The sequence below is a fragment of the Brucella sp. JSBI001 genome (assembly GCF_026014005.1).
Classification (GTDB): Bacteria; Pseudomonadota; Alphaproteobacteria; order Rhizobiales; family Rhizobiaceae; genus Brucella; species Brucella anthropi.
In genome coordinates this window covers 3,463,091-3,481,024 of sequence record NZ_CP110339.1, presented here as the reverse complement: position 1 = coordinate 3,481,024, position 17,934 = coordinate 3,463,091, and the positions used below count along the sequence as shown (strand labels likewise).

The following is a 17,934-nucleotide window of genomic DNA, read 5'->3' as shown; positions in this document are numbered from 1 at the left end:
AGCCCCCGTGCAATTGCATGGGGCTTTTTGTTTAGCAGTGGGGGTTTTTGCGAAGTGAATGGTGCTGGTTTTATCGCTTTCCGGCAGAAATTGCTTTTATGGCGCAGCGTACTTATCTGGACAGAAAAGCAAGGCACCGCTAAAAGCGGTCAACCGAAAACTCCACTTCACCTCCTGGCAGTGCGGGAGAGCCTCGGGCCTTCAATAACGGTTGGCGGCTATGGGAGTTTGAACAGGATAATTGATACAGCTTTCTGCAGAGCTGTATCCGTGCAGGGCAAAAAAGCCCAAGGGTGACTTATGGCTGGCGTCAACGAGATTAGGTCCACATTCCTCGATTATTACCGTAAGAACGGGCATGAGGTCGTTCCATCGAGCCCACTTGTCCCACGCAACGATCCGACGCTGATGTTCACCAATGCGGGTATGGTTCAGTTCAAGAACGTTTTTACGGGTCTTGAACACCGTTCCTACAATCGCGCGACGACTTCCCAGAAGTGCGTGCGTGCCGGTGGCAAGCACAACGATCTGGACAATGTCGGCTATACCGCTCGTCACCATACATTCTTTGAAATGCTCGGCAATTTCTCGTTTGGCGACTATTTTAAGGAAGATGCCATCAGCTTCGCCTGGAACCTGATCACGAAGGAATTCGGCCTTCCGAAGGACAAATTGCTCGTCACCGTTTATCACACGGACGACGACGCTGCGAATTACTGGAAAAAGATTGCTGGTCTTTCCGATGACCGCATCATTCGCATTGCCACCAGCGATAATTTTTGGGCTATGGGCGATACCGGTCCATGCGGTCCGTGTTCAGAAATCTTCTTCGACCACGGCGACCATATCTGGGGCGGACCTCCCGGATCAGCTGACGAAGACGGTGACCGTTTCATCGAAATCTGGAACCTCGTTTTCATGCAGTTCGAGCAGATTACGCCCGAACAGCGCATCGACCTGCCGCGTCCGTCTATCGACACCGGAATGGGGTTGGAGCGCGTCGCTGCGGTTCTGCAGGGCGTGCACGACAATTACGATATCGATCTCTTCAAGGCATTGATCCGCGCTTCGGAAGAAGCAACCGGCGTCAAGGCTGAGGGCGAATTCCGCGCCAGCCACCGCGTGATTGCTGATCATCTGCGCGCTTCGAGCTTCCTGATCGCTGACGGTGTTCTGCCGTCCAACGAAGGCCGCGGCTATGTGTTGCGTCGCATCATGCGCCGTGCAATGCGTCATGCCCAGCTCTTGGGCGCCAAAGAGCCGTTGATGTGGCGCCTGCTGCCGGCCTTGATCCGCGAAATGGGACAGGCCTATCCGGAACTGATCCGCGCCGATGCCTTGATCTCCGAAACGCTCAAGCTTGAGGAAACCCGTTTCCGCAAGACGCTGGATCGCGGTCTTGGCCTCCTGTCGGATGCGACGGAAAGCCTTGTTGAAGGGGATCGCCTCGACGGCGAAACCGCTTTCAAGCTTTACGACACCTATGGCTTTCCGCTGGATCTGACGCAGGATGCACTTCGTCAGCGCGGTATTGCCGTCGATACGGATGGCTTCAGTGCCGCCATGCAGCGCCAGAAGGCCGAGGCCCGTGCGAACTGGGCTGGTTCTGGTGAAGCTGCAACCGAAACGATCTGGTTCGGTATCAAGGATAAGGTCGGTGCGACGGAATTTCTTGGATACGAGACCGAGGTTGCCGAAGGCGTTATCACTGCGCTTGTCCGCGATGGCGCGGAAGTACAGTCCGTTGCTGAAGGCGATGTTGTTTCGGTCGTAGTCAACCAGACCCCGTTCTATGGAGAATCCGGCGGCCAGCAGGGCGATACCGGCACGATCTCCGGAGAAGGTTTTGCTATCGCAATCAAGGATACGCAGAAGAAGGGCGAGGGCGTCTTCGTTCACATCGGCGAAGTCACCAAGGGGACGGCGAAGACCGGCGATGCGGTCGAGCTGAAAGTGGATTCGGTACGCCGCACGCGCATCCGCTCTAACCATTCGGCGACGCACCTTCTGCATGAGGCGCTGCGTGAAACGCTCGGCAGTCATGTTGCACAGAAGGGTTCGCTCGTTGCACCGGATCGTCTGCGTTTCGACTTTTCGCATCCGAAGCCGATTTCGGCTGAAGAGCTGACGCAGGTGGAAACTCTCGCCAACGAAATCATTCTGCAGAACGCTCCTGTCAGCACCCGCTTGATGGCCGTTGACGATGCCATTGCCGAGGGTGCTATGGCACTGTTCGGTGAAAAATATGGCGATGAAGTTCGTGTTGTTTCCATGGGCACCGCCAAGCACGGTTCGAAGGAGGGCAAGGCTTATTCGGTTGAGCTTTGCGGCGGTACGCATGTGCGCCAGACCGGCGATATAGGTCTCGTCCGCATTGTTTCGGAAGGCGCGGTTGCCGCTGGTGTTCGTCGTATGGAAGCGCTGACGGGTGAGGCAGCACGTCTTTACCTTGAAGAGCAGGACGAGCGCGTAAAGGCCATCGCCGGTGCATTGAAGACGACACCGTCTGAAGCGCTGGAACGTGTCAACGCATTGCTTGATGAACGCAAGAAGCTGGAACGCGAACTTGCTGATGCGCGCAAGAAGCTTGCGCTTGGCGGTGGTTCGGCAGATGGCGGCAGCGCCGTTGAAGCTGTGAATGGCGTCAACTTCCTCGGCAAGATCGTAACTGGCGTTTCCCCGCGTGATCTCAAGCCGCTTGCCGACGAAGGCAAGAAGCAGGTCGGCTCCGGTGTGGTGCTGTTCATTGGTATCGGCGAAGATAGCAAGGCCAGCGCGGTGGCTGCGGTGACGGAAGATCTGGTTGGTCGCTTTAGTGCGGTCGATCTGGTTCGCGCTGCTTCTGCGGCCCTTGGTGGCGCAGGTGGCGGCGGTCGCCCGGACATGGCGCAGGCCGGCGGGCCGGATGGCGATAAGGCCGACGCTGCGATTGCAGCAGTCAAGGCACTGATCATCTAATTCAAAAGGCCGGGTTAACCCGGCCTTTTTTTATCGGTGGAATTAAGCCGCATGAATTGTGCGGCTGTCGTCAGGCGCTTCGCTTCGTTCATCCAGACCATAGTCACGCATGACGCTGGCTACACGCAAACGGTAGTTTTCAAAAACACCATTGCGCCCTTGCCCCTGTGCTACCCTATGAGATGGCAGGTTGCGCCATTCACGCACCGCATCGTCGTCGCGCCAGAACGAGAGCGAAAGCAATTTGTCGGGATCGGCCAGGCTTTGAAAACGCTCGATCGACAGAAAACCGTCAATCCTGGAAAGATCTTCGCGCAGGCTTGCGGCAATATCCAGATACTGTTCACGCCTGTTGTCATCGGCTGGCCAGACTTCGAATATGACGGCAATCATGGCTTGATGAACTCCCCATGCGGTGCGGATTGGAGTTTAAGGAAGATGCGGTCTTCGGATCGGATGAATTGTTCTCTGCGCGCAAATTCGTAATTCTCGCGTCCCAGCGGATCGGCGGCAAGCCGTGCCCGATATGCTTCATACGCGGCAAGGTTTTCGACTGAATAGACGCCGTAGGCTGTGGTCGACGAACCTTCATGCGGCCCGAAATAGCCGATGAGATCAGCGCCGCAGCGCGGAATCGCCTGTCCCCAATTGCGCGCATATTCTGCAAAGGCATCCGCTTTGAACGGGTCGATCTGATAGCGGATGAAACAGGTAATCATGCGTGTCTCCTTCAAAAGCATGTCTTCGATGCTGACAATGTAGCAATTGAAAGTTCTCCATAGTTCGGTTAGCATCGAAGTATGAAAGATGGCCCGATCATAGCTTCTGTTGCCGCGCTCCTAGGTGATCCGGCGCGTGCAAACATGCTCACGGTGCTGATGGATGGTCGTGCGCTGACTGTCAGTGAACTCGCGTCAGCCGCAGGCGTGACGCTGCAAACCGCCAGCGGACATCTTGCAAAGCTCGATGCGGCCAATTTGCTGGTTGCGGAGAAGCAGGGGCGGCACCGCTATTTCCGGCTTTCTGGAACAGACGTGGCGCAGGTTCTGGAAGGTTTGATGGGGCTTGCGCAACGCACCGGCGCTGTGCGGGTGCGGACCGGCCCGAAAGATCAGGCACTACGCAAGGCGCGTATCTGCTATGATCATCTGGCCGGTGAGCGTGGGGTGGAAATGCTCGATGCCTCGCATCGGCTCGGGCTGATTGTTGATGACAATGAGCCGGTGCTGACAGAAAAGGGCAAGTCGTTTTTCAGTTGCCTTGGCGTTGATGTGACCACTCTGGAGCAGGGCAAGCGCCCGGTCTGTCGTCACTGCCTCGACTGGAGTGAACGTCGCAACCATCTGGGCGGAGCGCTCGGTGCAGCGCTGTTGAACCATTTCATTTCAAAGGGCTGGGTACGCCGCGAAGCGGGGCGTGTCATCGCGTTCTCGCCAAAAGGTGCACAGGCATTCTCACACACGTTTGAGCTGGCTGGCCAGATTACGTGACCTGAACAGCCAGCATTATGTTGTTAATGCTGTGTGGCTGCGGCTGCTGCCTCGTCCAGTTCCGTGGCGCGCTTCATGGCAGGACGATCTTTTAGTCGGTCCCAATAGGCGACGAACGCTCCTCTGGCCGGCAACGTGCCGAAGCGCAGGCCCCAGCCGATGTGCGAGCCGACATAAACGTCAGCCGCCGTGAAGCGGTCGCCGGTGATGTATGGATGGTGCGAAACCGCTTTCTCCAATGTGTTGACCACTGTATCGTAATTGCCGTAGCCGACCATTCCCTGCTTGTCTGCGGGGATTTCAAAGCCGAGCGCATGGTTGGATAAGGCGGCTTCCACAGGACCAGATGTAAAGAACAGCCAGCGGAAGAAATCCGCGCGCTCATTGGGGTGAGGCGCTAGACCAGCTTCGGGAAATGTTGTTGCCAGATAGGCGCAGATTGCAGCCACTTCCGTCACCACCGCATCGCCGTGGCGCAGGGCAGGAACTTTGCCCATCGGATTGATTGTGCAGTAGTCAGGCCCCTTCATCGGTGGCCCGAAATCCAGAATTTCCACATCATAGGGTTTGCCGATCTCCTCCAGCATCCAGCGCGCGATGCGTCCGCGCGACATCGGGTTGGTATAGAGCTTCAACTCAGCCATTTCATCCTCCCTGTAAGCGGTGGCAGGATGCGCTTTTTCCCTTGAAAAGGAAATGAAAAAACCCGGCAGCGAGGCTGCCGGGTTTTCCATATCGACGATAAGCGTCGAATATTTTATCAGGCGGCCATGGCCTTCTGAAGGTTCTCGTCGATCTTGTCGAGGAAACCGGTGGTCGAGAGCCAAGGCTGATCCGGACCGATGAGCAGGGCCAGATCCTTGGTCATGTAGCCGCTTTCAACGGTGTCGACGCAGACCTTTTCCAGCGTGTCGGCAAAACGCTTAAGCTCGGCATTGTCGTCGAGCTTGGCGCGGTGTGCGAGACCACGCGTCCATGCGAAGATCGAAGCGATCGAATTGGTCGAGGTTTCCTCACCCTTCTGATGCTGGCGGTAGTGACGGGTCACGGTGCCGTGTGCAGCTTCTGCTTCAACAGTCTTGCCATCCGGCGTCATCAGAACGGAGGTCATCAGGCCGAGCGAGCCAAAACCCTGAGCCACGATATCCGACTGCACGTCGCCGTCGTAGTTCTTACAAGCCCAAACATAGCCGCCGGACCACTTGAGCGCCGAAGCGACCATGTCGTCGATGAGACGATGTTCGTACCAGATCTTTGCAGCCTTGAACTTGTCAGCGAATTCGGTCTGGTAAACTTCTTCGAAGATGTCCTTGAAGCGACCGTCATAAGCCTTGAGGATAGTGTTCTTGGTCGAGAGATAGACCGGGTAGTTGCGCTGCAAGCCGTAGTTCAGCGAAGCACGGGCAAATTCGCGGATCGATTCGTCGAGGTTGTACATGGCCATTGCCACACCAGCCGCCGGAGCCTGATAGACTTCGTGTTCGATGGTCTCGCCATCTTCACCGACGAACTTGATCGACAGAGTGCCCTTGCCCGGGAATTTGAAATCGGTCGCGCGGTACTGATCGCCGAAAGCATGACGGCCAACGATGATCGGCTGGGTCCAGCCCGGCACGAGGCGCGGAACGTTCTTGCAGATGATCGGTTCGCGGAAGATCACGCCGCCGAGAATGTTGCGGATCGTGCCGTTTGGCGACTTCCACATTTTCTTGAGCTTGAATTCTTCAACGCGGGCTTCGTCCGGGGTGATGGTTGCGCATTTTACGCCAACGCCGTGTTCCTTGATGGCATTAGCCGCATCAATGGTAACCTGGTCATTGGTGGCATCGCGGTGCTCGACTGACAGATCGTAATATTTCAGATCAATGTCGAGGTAGGGATGGATCAATTTGTCCTTGATGAACTGCCAGATGATGCGGGTCATTTCATCGCCGTCGAGTTCAACGACCGGGTTCGCAACCTTGATTTTTGCCATGGATGAAGCCTCTTTTTCAATGCGTCGCGCCCGTATAGCACTCACGACGAATAAGGCAAAGCGTAAGAGGCTTATTCTTTGGCCTATAGAGCGTTTAGGCGGTCAAAATTTCGGGAGAGACTTGCGAAAAGCGTGAAATGGCTTTTGACGGCACCGATTATGCGGCGCGGTGTGCAGTGCGATTGTCATCACGAGATTTCTCCCAGGAAGATTGCCGCTGGCGATAGTTTTCCTGTTCCCTGACCAGAATGGTATCTGCATCCAGTGTAGAGATGGCGGTCGACTTGTCTGTGGGAACAAGGCCGTTCAGCTGCAACGAAAGATAGCGTCCACAGCAGACCCGCAGGAACGACGCGAAATTGTCGAGGTCGTGCCCCTCATTCCGGGATTCATCGTAAAGCTTGCCGATAAGGCGGCTGACCGTGAGATCATCGCGTGCTGCAATATCTTCGAGAGCCCACCAGAAGAAATTCTCAAGCCGGACGCTTGTCACGACGCCGTCGATGCGCAGCGAACGTGTTACGCTCAGCCAGAGCTCAGGATCGGCACCGATGAACAGCCTGCACATGATTTCCTCCGGATCATTCTCCCAAACTTACTGTCGCGCAGTTTCGCCCTGCCTGCAACCTTGTTGGGAAACAGGCAGGGCGTTGCGATCAGCTGTGGGTGATCCTGGTGCCGAGCACAGTAAGGAACTGTGACAGCCACGCCGGATGGGCGGGCCATGCGGGCGACGTGACGAGATTTCCATCCGTAACCGCCTGATCGACCGGAATATCGGCATATTTGCCACCGGCGAGTTCAACTTCCGGGCGACAGGCCGGGTAGGCAGAACAGGTGCGACCTTCCAGAACGCGCGCTGCGGCCAGCAATTGCGCGCCGTGGCAGACTGCAGCGACTGGCTTGTTCGCTTCAAAGAAATGCTTCACCACGGCGATAACCTTATCGTCGAGACGCAGATATTCCGGTGCCCGACCCCCGGGAATGACCAGAGCGTCATAGTTCTCAGGCTTAACATCGGCGAAGGTCGCGTTCAGCGTGAAGTTATGGCCGGGCTTTTCTGTATAGGTCAGGTGGCCTTCGAAGTCGTGAATGGCTGTCGCGATATGATCGCCAGCCTTCTTGCCGGGGCAGACCGCATGAACCGTATGACCAACAGTCAAAAGCGTCTGGAACGGGACCATGGTTTCATAGTCCTCACCAAAGTCGCCGCAAAGCATGAGTATCTTCTTACCGGACATGGTTTCCTCCCTTTGATCCTGTATCTGGTGGAACAGTCTGGCATGAATGGGCAGCAAATAGGTGTTATCGGGCTACTACACAGGCTTTTCCCTAAAACACGTAAGGGGAATCTTTGCGATTCTGCGTCAATTATGTAAGGGAAACGCCACGATACGATAGCTAATGCGGAAGAGATCATGGCAGGAACAGATAAACAGCGCCCCTTCATCGCGGAAGGACCGGCAATCGTGCTGGTGGAGCCGCAATTGCCGGAGAATATCGGCATGGTGGCGCGCGCCATGGCGAATTTTGGTCTGGCTGAATTGCGCCTCGTCAATCCGCGCGAAGAGTTTCCGAGTGAGAAGGCAAGGGCGGCAGCCAGCAAGGCCGATCATGTGATCGACAATGCGGTAGTCTATGACGACCTGCCGTCCGCTATCGCCGATCTCAATTTCGTCTATGCGACGACGGCACGTGAACGTGATGGCTTCAAGCAGGTTCGCAGCGCCGTGGAAGCGGGGGGCGAACTGCGCCGTCGTTTCCGGACTGGTGAGAAGACCGGCATCCTGTTTGGCCGTGAACGCTTCGGTCTCAGCAATGAAGAGGTCGGTCTTGCGGATGAACTGGTGACGTTTCCGGTCAATCCGGCTTTCGCATCGCTGAATATCGCTCAGGCCGTTTTGCTGATGTCCTATGAATGGATGAAGTCGGGCCTTGAGACGGAAACGGAGACCGTGTTCCGCGGGCCGGAGCTTGAGATGGCGCCAAAACAGGAGTTGCAGGGGCTCTTCAATCATCTCGAAGAAGCCCTTGATGTTCGGGGATATTTCCGTCCGGAAGCCCGCAAGGAAATCATGGTCAACAATCTGCGCGCCGTGTTGACGCGTGCTGGTTTCGCATCCGCAGAACTCAAGTTGCTGCGCGGTGTTGTCACGTCGCTTGACGTGTTCACGCCGAAGAAACCACGCGGTTCCGGTGCCCCGGAAGGACGTGCGCGTAAGCCTGCGAGTGAGGCTCCGGCAATGAAGGACGAGGACGAATGAAAAACGCACCCGCTGTGAGCTTTGCCGCCATGCCTTCTGCCGATGTCGAAAGACCTATTTTGGTTTTCGACAGCGGTATCGGAGGCCTGACGGTTTTGCGCGAAGCGCGGGTGCTTATGCCGGATCGCCGCTTTGTCTACGTTGCCGACGATGCCGGGTTTCCCTATGGCGGATGGGAAGAGGATGCGTTGAGGGAGAGGATTGTCGAGCTGTTCGGCAAGCTCATTGCCGCCTATGACCCCGAGATCGCGGTCATTGCCTGCAATACGGCCTCCACGCTGGTGCTGGATGATTTGCGGCAAGCCTATCCTTCGGTGCCGTTTGTCGGCACAGTGCCAGCGATCAAGCCCGCTGCCGAAAGAACATCGTCGGGGCTTGTTTCCGTGCTGGCGACCCCCGGTACCGTCAGGCGTGCTTATACGCGCGATCTCATTCAATCTTTCGCCACCCAGTGCCATGTTCGTCTCGTTGGTGCCGATCAGCTTGCGACAGTAGCGGAAGCCCATATTCGCGGCGAAAAGATCGACGAGGCGCTGGTCGTGGAACAGATCGCCCCCTGCTTCATTGAGCAGGATGGTAACCGGACCGACATTGTCGTGCTGGCCTGCACGCACTATCCGTTCCTTGCCAATGTGTTTCGCCGTCTTGCGCCATGGCCGGTTGACTGGCTCGATCCTGCGGAAGCGATCGCCCGGCGTACCGTCTCGCTGCTGAAACCACGCCGCGCCGATGAAGAGCTGCATCATCACAACGATCTGGCGGTCGTGACATCCCGCAATCCGGACTATGCCATCCGCAGGCTCATGCAGGGTTTCGGTCTGCATTTTGCTTGAGCCCTTGTTCTCAAGGTCTTGAATTTTCCGGCTATGTAGCGATCATGGCAATGATCGTTTCATAGGGGAAGATGCAATGACGGGAACCATATCACAGATCACCCTGCCTTCGGGCCAGACGGTTCCAGCGCTCGGGCAGGGCACTTGGTATATGGGTGAGGACAGCACGCAACGCCGCTATGAAATCGAAGCACTGAGAAGCGGCATCGATCTCGGGATGACGCTGATCGATACGGCGGAAATGTATGCTGATGGAGAGGCGGAAGACGTTGTTGGCGAAGCCATTACGGGCCGTCGCGATGATGTGTTTCTCGTCAGCAAGGTATTGCCGTTCAATGCGTCCTGGAAGGGCACAATCGAGGCCTGCGAGAGGAGCCTGCAGCGCCTTCGCACGGATCACATTGATCTGTATTTGCTGCATTGGCGTGGGCGATATCCGCTTGAGGAGACTGTCGCTGCGTTCGATGAATTACAGAATGCTGGAAAGATAGTGAGCTGGGGCGTCAGCAATTTCGATACGGATGACATGAAAGAACTCGTCGGTATAGCTGGCGGCAATGCCGTTGCAACGAACCAGATACTTTACAATCTGACGCGGCGCGGCCCAGAATTTGATCTGATGCCATGGTGTGCCGGGCGTAAGATTCCGCTGATGGCTTATTCGCCTATCGAGCAAGGTCGATTGCTGGGCAATTCCGTACTGGCGGAAATTGCAAGCGAGACGGGAGGAACGCCAGCCTCAGTTGCGCTTGCGTGGGTAATGCGCAGCGGCAATGTCATAGCAATTCCAAAGTCGTCCAACCTGCATCATGTGCGGGATAACAGAAAAGCCGCAGACTTGCGGCTTTCCGAAGATCAATTGAAACGTCTGGACCGGGCTTTCGCACCCCCCTCCCGAAAGACGGCGTTGGAAATGCTCTAACCCGCGTCTTTCTGGCGAGTGTCCTTCTTCGCCTGAGCGACACTTGCGGCCTTACGGAGTCGTCCACGCTCTGCTGGGCGGACAAGGCTGTCATATTTCTCGTTCGGGATGTTGCGCATGCCGTTCAACGCATGACGCGTGTTGAAATCCTTGCCTTTCTTTTCGTTGGCTTCTTTGGTCGCAAGCGCTTTTCGGGCATTGGCGATCAGTTCGGCGCTGGCTGACATGCGACGACGGCGTTCAACTTCGGTGTTGATGCGACGCACCGCCATAGCCAGAACGGAAACTTTCAGATGTGAACCTTCATCCGCCTTGGAGGGTGTCGCGCCACGAGCGGCTCCCTTTCCGCGCACTTCGCGCCTGCGCTGGTGGGCCTGATCTTTCGCCTTCTTGCGGCGTTCGCGGATCAGTTTCGCCAGATGAGAAAGTTCTTCGTCGGGGACGTTCTGCAAAAAAGGATGGTGCGACTTTTCCACCAGCTCTTTTTCGTCGGCATTGAGAGCGCGAGCTTCCTGCTTCTTGGTGACGGCCATGGGACATCCTTTCTGCTAATGATAAGAATTCTCCGGAGGGGATATAGGCGTGAACATTCCACCGGAAAGATCGGGTTGCTTATTCTGGTTCTTCGGTCGAGGTTTTTTTGCTTTGCTCTTCAAGGTGCTTCAAGATTGCCTTCAGCTTGTCGAGAGGAAGGTGTTCCGCACCTATGGTCTCACTCCTGGCTGTTGAGACGATGGTCAAAATTTCATCGAGTTTTGCCTGTGTCGCGCTTGCTTCGCGATCCTGTGCGTTCTGGATAAGGAACACCATCAGGAATGTGATGACTGTGGTCGATGTATTCACCACCAGTTGCCAAGTATCCGAGAAGTCAAAGAAAGGCCCGCTAATGCCCCATAACAGGATGAACAAGGTTGCCAGCCCGAATGCCAGATAATGGCCTGCAAGTTCGGCGGCTTTTTCGCTGAGCTTTGTGAAGAACTGTGACATCGCAACCTCCAGACGACAGGCGAGAAACGCTTGATGGAGGGGCGGGGTTCCGTAATTGCATAGATATGCGGAACTTTCAGGCGCTGGTCGACGTTTGATCCTCATAGAAAACGCGGAGGTCAAGCGATGGAAATTGTCGAAACCCGCATCAGTTCGGTTGGGGGCTTCAAGCTCTATATGGTGGAGTTCGTCACCGAGGGCGAAGAGAAGATCACTGTCAAGGTTGAGAACGAGACGGAAGCGGAACTGGCGCGCGATGAAGTGATACATCGTGCCGCGATCAAGCTCGGCGAAGCGCTGGGCGTTGCATGTATGGAATGCGGCATTCAGCCTGAAAACCTGTTGACACGCCCCAGCGCGCGCCGCGCGGGTGACCGGGCAGAGCTGGAGCGCCAGCTTGAAGAGGGCTTGGAAGATACGTTCCCGGCCAGCGATCCGGTCTCGGTTACCAGTTCCACGATTGCCGGCTTCGCCGGGCCGAAAAACTGAATGATGGTTCTAGAGCGGTTTCGGTTAAAACGGAGTCGCTGGAACCGTTCTGTGTATTTGTTGCGTCGCATTATGTGACGCATCGAAGCGGGATCAGAAATCAGTCCAGTGAAATGATTTCCCCGCGTAGACGCTTCGCACTTTTGCTGGAAATGCTCCACGCAAGAAGCCGGGCTATTCACCCGGCTTCTGAAGTTGTTCAGAAAATGAGTCCTGTAAAGGGCATATCCATCTGAGAATACTACAGATTACGACGTTTGCCTTCCATCAGGTCGAGCACGGCGCGGGCACAATCAAGCACATTCGAGCCGGGGCCGAAAACCGCCGCCACACCGTGGTCGAACAGATACTGATAATCCTGACGGGGAACGACGCCACCACAGACGACAATGATATTTTCCGCGCCCTTCCTGCGGAGCGTATCCACAAGCTGAGGCAGAAGTGTCTTGTGACCGGCTGCTAGCGACGAAACTCCAAGAACATGCACCTTGGACTTGATCGCCATATCGGCAGCTTCATCCGGCGTCTGGAACAGTGGCCCGGCCAGTATCTCGAAGCCGATATCGCCGAAGGCTGACGCAATGATTTTGGCACCGCGATCATGCCCGTCCTGGCCGAGCTTTGCCACCATCACTTTCGGCGTTTCGCCGATCTGCTTTGAAAAATCGCCAAGCCGCTCAACCAGCGTCTGATATTCGGGCTCGTCCTTATAGGCCGCGCCGTAAACCTTCTTGACGACCTTCGGAACTGCAGCATGATCGCCGAATGCGCGGCGCATGGCGTCGGAAATTTCTCCGACGCTGGCGCGAGCACGGGAGGCTTCAACAGCGGCGGCGAGAAGATTGCCTTCGCCGGTCTTTGCAACTTTTTCCAGTTCTGCCAGAGCTGCTTCGACTTTTGCCTTGTTGCGCGTTTCCTTGATGCGATTGAGACGTGCAATTTGCGACTGGCGAACAGCCGAATTGTCGATTTCCAGAATGTCGATTTCGTCTTCCTGTTCCAGCCGGAACTTGTTGACCCCGACAATGATCTCTTCGCCCTTATCGACCGCCGCCTGCCGTTTGGTCGCTGCTTCTTCGATGAGGCGCTTCGGAAGGCCGCTTTCGACCGCCTTGGTCATGCCGCCCAGACCTTCGACTTCCTCGATCAGCGCCCAGGCCTTTTCGGCCAGCTCGTTGGTGAGGTTTTCGATGTAATAAGAACCTGCCAGCGGATCGACCACTTTGGTTACGCCGGTTTCGTTCTGGAGGATGAGCTGCGTATTGCGAGCGATACGAGCCGAAAATTCGGTTGGCAAAGCAATGGCTTCATCGAAGGAATTGGTGTGCAGCGATTGCGTACCGCCAAGAGCAGCTGACATGGCCTCGAATGCGGTGCGGACGATATTGTTGTAGGGATCCTGTTCCTGAAGCGATACGCCCGAAGTCTGGCAATGCGTGCGTAGCATCAGCGAGCCGGGCTTCTTCGGATCGAATTCCTTCATGATGCGCGACCAGAGCAGGCGCGCGGCGCGCAGCTTGGCGATTTCCATGAAGAAATTCATGCCGATGGCGAAGAAGAATGACAGTCGTCCCGCAAATTCATCGACATTCAGGCCCTTGTTCAGGGCGGCACGCACATATTCACGCCCATCGGCAAGCGTGAAGGCGAGTTCCTGAACCAGTGTCGCGCCCGCTTCCTGCATATGGTAGCCGGAAATGGAAATCGAGTTGAACTTCGGCATTTCGGCTGCCGTATAGGCGATGATATCCGCAATGATCCGCATGGAGGGTTCCGGCGGATAGATATAGGTGTTGCGGACCATGAACTCCTTGAGGATGTCGTTCTGGATCGTGCCGGAAAGCTGGGCGCGGGGCACGCCCTGTTCCTCGCCCGCCACGATGAAATTGGCGAGGATCGGGATCACCGCGCCGTTCATGGTCATGGAAACGGAAATTTTTTCCAGCGGAATGCCGTCGAAAAGGATCTTCATATCCTCGACGGAATCGATGGCAACGCCAGCCTTGCCCACATCGCCTTCAACACGCGGATGGTCGCTATCATAGCCGCGATGCGTGGCAAGATCGAAGGCAACCGAAACGCCCTGCTGACCGGCAGCGAGAGCCTTGCGATAGAAGGCGTTGGATTCTTCGGCCGTCGAAAATCCCGCATATTGCCGGATCGTCCATGGACGACCCGCATACATGGTCGCACGAGGACCGCGCAAGAAAGGCTCGAAGCCGGGCAGGGTGCCCAGATGGTCGATGCCTTGAAGGTCATCTTCCGTATAGAGCGGCTTGACGTCAATGCCTTCTGGCGTTTGCCAAATGAGGCTGTCAGCTGGCCGCTTCAGTTCCTTCTCGGCCAATGCTTCCCAGTCTGCTCGGGTTGTGGGGCGCTCGCTCATATCGACCTCACTCAAATTCCATAATCAGTTCGTCTACGGCAAGGCTGGAGCCAGCCTCCGCTGTGATGCGCTTTACGGTAGCACGGCGTTCCGCACGCAGCACGTTTTCCATCTTCATGGCTTCTACGGTGGCCAGTGGCTGACCGGCTTCGACAGTTTCACCATCCTTGACGAGGATCGATGTGATGACGCCCGGCATCGGACAGAGCAGCATTTTCGACGTATCTGGAGGCAGCTTTACCGGCATGAGTTTTGCGAGTTCTGCGACACGTGGCTTGCGGACGTGAGCGACCATATCCATGCCGCGCCAGCGCAGGCGCCAGCCAGTGCCCACGCGCGAAACCTTGATGGCAATGGGCTTGCCGCCGACGGTAAATGAGCCCAGATGGCTACCGGGATGCCAGTCGCTGGCAACTGGCAGGCTACCGCCATCCACGAAATTGATCGTCGTTCCGCCTTCGCCTTCCACAATGCGAACCGGCAGGGTGAACCCGCCAAGTGTCGCCACCCAATCAGTCGCGACCGATTGCTTTTCGCTGGAAATCCGTCCGGTAATCTGCATGTTGCGCTGCTCGATCGCCAGATTGATCTGGGCAGCAACCGCAGCAAGCACCCGCGCATCATCTTCCGAAACCGGGACGCCGGCAAAGCCATCCGGATATTCCTCGGCAATGAATGCGGTTGTGAGTGCACCTTCGCGGAAACGCGGATGATCCATCACTGCCGACAGGAAGGGCAGGTTGTGACCGATGCCTTCAACCTCGAATGCGTCCAGAGCATCTCCCATCGCATCTACGGCGCTGGTGCGATCCGGCCCCCAGGTGCAGAGCTTTGCGATCATCGGATCATAATACATCGAAATTTCGCCGCCTTCGAACACGCCAGTGTCATTGCGCACGATCGTACCATCCGAATTGCGGCCTTCGGCTGGTGGGCGATAACGGGTCAACCTGCCGATAGAGGGCAGGAAGTTGCGATATGGGTCTTCCGCATAGAGGCGGCTTTCCATAGCCCAACCGTTGAGCTTCACGTCGCTCTGGTCGAAACGGAGCTTTTCACCCGATGCAACTCGGATCATTTCTTCCACGAGGTCGATGCCGGTAATGAGCTCCGTCACCGGATGCTCAACCTGCAAACGCGTATTCATTTCAAGGAAGTAGAAGTTGCGGCTGCCATCAACGATGAACTCCACCGTGCCTGCAGAGTAATAGCCAACGGCCTTTGCGAGAGCCACTGCCTGCTCGCCCATGGCTTTGCGGGTGGCTTCATCAAGGAATGGCGAAGGTGCTTCTTCGATGACCTTCTGGTTACGGCGCTGGATGGAACATTCGCGTTCGCCCAGATAGACAACATTGCCGTGCTGGTCACCCAGAACCTGAATTTCAATATGGCGCGGCTGGGTAACGAATTTTTCGATGAAGATGCGGTCGTCGCCAAAAGAAGACTTGGCCTCATTGCGCGAAAGCTGGAAACCTTCGCGGGCTTCGTCGTCGTTCCACGCGATACGCATGCCCTTACCGCCGCCGCCGGCGGAAGCCTTGATCATGACCGGGTAGCCGATGGATGTGGAAATGCGAACCGCCTCGTCGGCGTCTTCGATCAAACCCATATGACCAGGTACGGTGGAAACTCCGGCTTCGGAGGCAAGCTTCTTCGAGGTGATCTTGTCGCCCATGGCCTCAATTGCGTTCACCGGTGGGCCGATGAAGGTGACGTTGGCGGCTTTCAGGGCTTCAGCGAAACGCGGATTTTCCGACAGAAAGCCATAGCCGGGATGCACGGCATCCGCGCCGGTTTCCTTGATCGCAGCCAGAATCTTGTCGATGACGATATAGGACTGATTGGACGGCGCTGGTCCGATGTGGACCGCTTCGTCGGCCATTTTGACATGCAGGGCATTGCGGTCGGCGTCGGAATAAACAGCAACCGTTGCGATGCCCATTTTCTTCGCCGTCTTGATGACCCGGCATGCGATTTCGCCGCGATTGGCAATGAGAATTTTCTTGATCATGTGCGTTTACTCAAATGAACCGGGTGATCACAGCGGGATGGTGTCGTGCTTCTTCCACGGCGTGTTTTGCTGCTTGTTGCGCAGGCTGGCAAAAGCGCGGGCAATGCGGCGACGCGAGGAATGCGGCATGATGACTTCGTCGATGAACCCACGTTCAGCGGCCACGAACGGATTGGCGAAACGCTCCTCATATTCCTTCGTGCGCCCGGCGATTTTTTCGACATCACCCAGCTCGGAACGATAGAGAATTTCTGTTGCACCCTTGGCACCCATCACGGCGATTTCCGCCGTCGGCCAGGCATAATTGATATCAGCACCGATATGTTTTGAGGCCATCACATCATATGCGCCACCATAGGCCTTGCGGGTGATGAGCGTGACCATGGGAACAGTTGCCTGGCTATAAGCGAAGAGCAGTTTTGCGCCGTGCTTGATGACGCCGCCATATTCTTGCGCCGTGCCGGGCAGGAAGCCCGGAACATCCACAAGGGTCAGGATCGGGATATTGAAGGCGTCGCAAAAGCGAACGAACCGGGCAGCCTTGCGCGATGAATCGATATCGAGGCAACCGGCAAGCACCATGGGCTGGTTTGCAACGACACCGATAGTCTGACCATCCATACGGATGAAGCCGGTAATGATGTTCTTCGCGAAAGATTCCTGAATTTCGAAGAAATCGCTTTCGTCGGCCAGTGCGTGGATAAGCTCCTTCATATCGTAGGGCTTGGTGGCGCTATCTGGAATCAGTGTGTCGAGCCGCATTTCGAGCCGGGCCGGATCATCGAATACCGGGCGTACTGGTGGCTTCTCGCGATTGTTGAGCGGCAGGAAGTCGAACAGAATGCGGACCTGTTCCAGCGCTTCAATATCGTTCTCATAAGCGCCATCGGCGACCGATGACTTTCTGGTGTGGGTCGAGGCACCGCCCAGTTCCTCCGCGGTGACAATTTCGTTGGTGACGGTTTTCACCACGTCGGGACCCGTCACGAACATATATGAGCTGTCACGCACCATGAAGATGAAGTCGGTCATGGCTGGCGAATAGACTGCACCGCCTGCGCAAGGGCCCATAATGACCGAGATTTGCGGCACCACACCAGACGCATCCACATTGCGCTTGAACACGTCGGCATAGCCCGCGAGTGACGCGACGCCTTCCTGAATGCGCGCACCACCGGAATCGTTGAGGCCGATTACCGGCGCGCCGTTCTTCATGGCCATATCCATGATCTTGCAGATTTTCTGCGCATGGGTTTCGGACAATGAGCCGCCCAGAACGGTAAAATCCTGGCTGAATACATAGACCTGCCGGCCGTTGATCGTGCCCCAGCCCGTCACGACACCGTCGCCAGCGACCTTCTGCTTTTCCATGCCGAAGTCGGTGCAGCGATGCGTGACATACATATCGAACTCCTCAAACGATCCTTCGTCGAGAAGCACTTCGATCCTTTCGCGGGCAGTAAGCTTGCCTTTGCCATGCTGGGCATCGATACGGCGCTGACCACCGCCAAGGCGGGCTTCCGTACGGCGGGCTTCGAGTTGCTCAAGAAGTTCCTGCATAAAGTCCCCACTTTTGGGTGGCCTTTGGAAGGCGAGTTATGAAACTGAAAACATAGTCT

17 protein-coding genes are annotated in these 17,934 nt (G+C 56.3%); 6 read left to right on the top strand and 11 right to left on the bottom strand.

What is annotated here, in order from left to right; genetic code table 11:
- The first annotated feature begins 300 nt into the window (after nt 1-300).
- The gene (gene alaS / locus LJ361_RS16460) at nt 301-2,958 is read left to right on the top strand and encodes an alanine--tRNA ligase (protein ID WP_010659934.1); all 2,658 of its coding nucleotides are present in this window, start codon (nt 301-303) and stop codon (nt 2,956-2,958) included.
- Between the two features lie 42 nt (nt 2,959-3,000).
- Here the strand turns inward: alaS and LJ361_RS16455 are convergent, their stop codons facing one another.
- The gene (locus LJ361_RS16455) at nt 3,001-3,351 is read right to left on the bottom strand and encodes an antibiotic biosynthesis monooxygenase family protein (RefSeq protein ID WP_010659935.1); all 351 of its coding nucleotides are present in this window, start codon (nt 3,349-3,351) and stop codon (nt 3,001-3,003) included.
- Entirely contained in the window at nt 3,348-3,677 is a 330-nt protein-coding gene (locus tag LJ361_RS16450) for an NIPSNAP family protein (protein WP_010659936.1), read from the bottom strand. Before LJ361_RS16450 ends, LJ361_RS16455 begins: the two co-directional genes overlap by 4 nt.
- Nucleotides 3,678-3,758: 81 nt before the next feature.
- On the opposite strand from LJ361_RS16450, the gene LJ361_RS16445 reads away from it, so the two are divergent.
- Nucleotides 3,759-4,448: an ArsR/SmtB family transcription factor gene (locus LJ361_RS16445; RefSeq protein ID WP_010659937.1), complete on the top strand. Its 690-nt coding sequence runs from the start codon at nt 3,759-3,761 to the stop codon at nt 4,446-4,448.
- Between the two features lie 23 nt (nt 4,449-4,471).
- Here the strand turns inward: LJ361_RS16445 and LJ361_RS16440 are convergent, their stop codons facing one another.
- The 4 genes from LJ361_RS16440 to LJ361_RS16425 form a co-directional block, all read right to left on the bottom strand.
- Nucleotides 4,472-5,092 carry a glutathione S-transferase family protein gene (locus tag LJ361_RS16440; RefSeq protein ID WP_012091919.1) on the bottom strand — a complete coding sequence of 207 codons (621 nt, stop codon included), beginning with the start codon at nt 5,090-5,092 and terminating at the stop codon, nt 4,472-4,474.
- A gap of 116 nt (nt 5,093-5,208) precedes the next feature.
- Nucleotides 5,209-6,423 (bottom strand): NADP-dependent isocitrate dehydrogenase, encoded by a 1,215-nt coding sequence (locus tag LJ361_RS16435; RefSeq protein WP_010659939.1) that lies wholly within the window; start codon nt 6,421-6,423, stop codon nt 5,209-5,211.
- 157 nt (nt 6,424-6,580) lie between these two features.
- Nucleotides 6,581-6,991: a ribbon-helix-helix domain-containing protein gene (locus LJ361_RS16430; protein ID WP_010659940.1), complete on the bottom strand. Its 411-nt coding sequence runs from the start codon at nt 6,989-6,991 to the stop codon at nt 6,581-6,583.
- Between the two features lie 88 nt (nt 6,992-7,079).
- The gene (locus tag LJ361_RS16425) at nt 7,080-7,664 is read right to left on the bottom strand and encodes a DJ-1/PfpI family protein (RefSeq protein WP_264812053.1); all 585 of its coding nucleotides are present in this window, start codon (nt 7,662-7,664) and stop codon (nt 7,080-7,082) included.
- Between the two features lie 177 nt (nt 7,665-7,841).
- On the opposite strand from LJ361_RS16425, the gene LJ361_RS16420 reads away from it, so the two are divergent.
- From LJ361_RS16420 to LJ361_RS16410, 3 genes are all read left to right on the top strand, one after another.
- The gene (locus LJ361_RS16420) at nt 7,842-8,687 is read left to right on the top strand and encodes an RNA methyltransferase (protein WP_010659942.1); all 846 of its coding nucleotides are present in this window, start codon (nt 7,842-7,844) and stop codon (nt 8,685-8,687) included.
- Nucleotides 8,684-9,520 carry a glutamate racemase gene (gene murI / locus LJ361_RS16415; RefSeq protein WP_010659943.1) on the top strand — a complete coding sequence of 279 codons (837 nt, stop codon included), beginning with the start codon at nt 8,684-8,686 and terminating at the stop codon, nt 9,518-9,520. The genes LJ361_RS16420 and murI overlap by 4 nt, the downstream gene beginning before the upstream one ends.
- 76 nt (nt 9,521-9,596) lie before the next feature.
- Nucleotides 9,597-10,442: an aldo/keto reductase gene (locus LJ361_RS16410; RefSeq protein WP_010659944.1), complete on the top strand. Its 846-nt coding sequence runs from the start codon at nt 9,597-9,599 to the stop codon at nt 10,440-10,442.
- Here LJ361_RS16410 and LJ361_RS16405 read toward each other — a convergent pair.
- Together LJ361_RS16405 and LJ361_RS16400 are read right to left on the bottom strand one after the other, a co-directional pair.
- Nucleotides 10,439-10,975, bottom strand: a complete 537-nt coding sequence (locus LJ361_RS16405; protein ID WP_010659945.1) for a hypothetical protein — start codon at nt 10,973-10,975, stop codon at nt 10,439-10,441. The two genes, LJ361_RS16410 and LJ361_RS16405, sit on opposite strands and share 4 nt — an antisense overlap.
- Nucleotides 10,976-11,054: 79 nt before the next feature.
- Nucleotides 11,055-11,429, bottom strand: a complete 375-nt coding sequence (locus LJ361_RS16400) for a low affinity iron permease family protein (protein ID WP_010659946.1) — start codon at nt 11,427-11,429, stop codon at nt 11,055-11,057.
- 126 nt (nt 11,430-11,555) lie between these two features.
- On the opposite strand from LJ361_RS16400, the gene LJ361_RS16395 reads away from it, so the two are divergent.
- Nucleotides 11,556-11,918 (top strand): hypothetical protein, encoded by a 363-nt coding sequence (locus LJ361_RS16395; RefSeq protein WP_010659947.1) that lies wholly within the window; start codon nt 11,556-11,558, stop codon nt 11,916-11,918.
- Nucleotides 11,919-12,159: 241 nt separating this feature from the next.
- On the opposite strand, the gene scpA is transcribed toward LJ361_RS16395, so the two are convergent.
- From scpA to LJ361_RS16380, 3 genes are read right to left on the bottom strand one after another with little or no spacing between them, the layout of a single operon-like run.
- Nucleotides 12,160-14,304, bottom strand: coding sequence for a methylmalonyl-CoA mutase (gene scpA / locus LJ361_RS16390; RefSeq protein WP_010659948.1), 2,145 nt, complete (start codon nt 14,302-14,304; stop codon nt 12,160-12,162).
- Nucleotides 14,305-14,311: 7 nt separating this feature from the next.
- Complete coding sequence (locus LJ361_RS16385; RefSeq protein WP_010659949.1) at nt 14,312-16,315, bottom strand: acetyl/propionyl/methylcrotonyl-CoA carboxylase subunit alpha; 2,004 nt, start codon at nt 16,313-16,315, stop codon at nt 14,312-14,314.
- A 27-nt stretch (nt 16,316-16,342) separates the two neighbouring features.
- Nucleotides 16,343-17,875, bottom strand: coding sequence for an acyl-CoA carboxylase subunit beta (locus LJ361_RS16380; RefSeq protein ID WP_010659950.1), 1,533 nt, complete (start codon nt 17,873-17,875; stop codon nt 16,343-16,345).
- Nucleotides 17,876-17,934 lie beyond the last annotated feature (59 nt).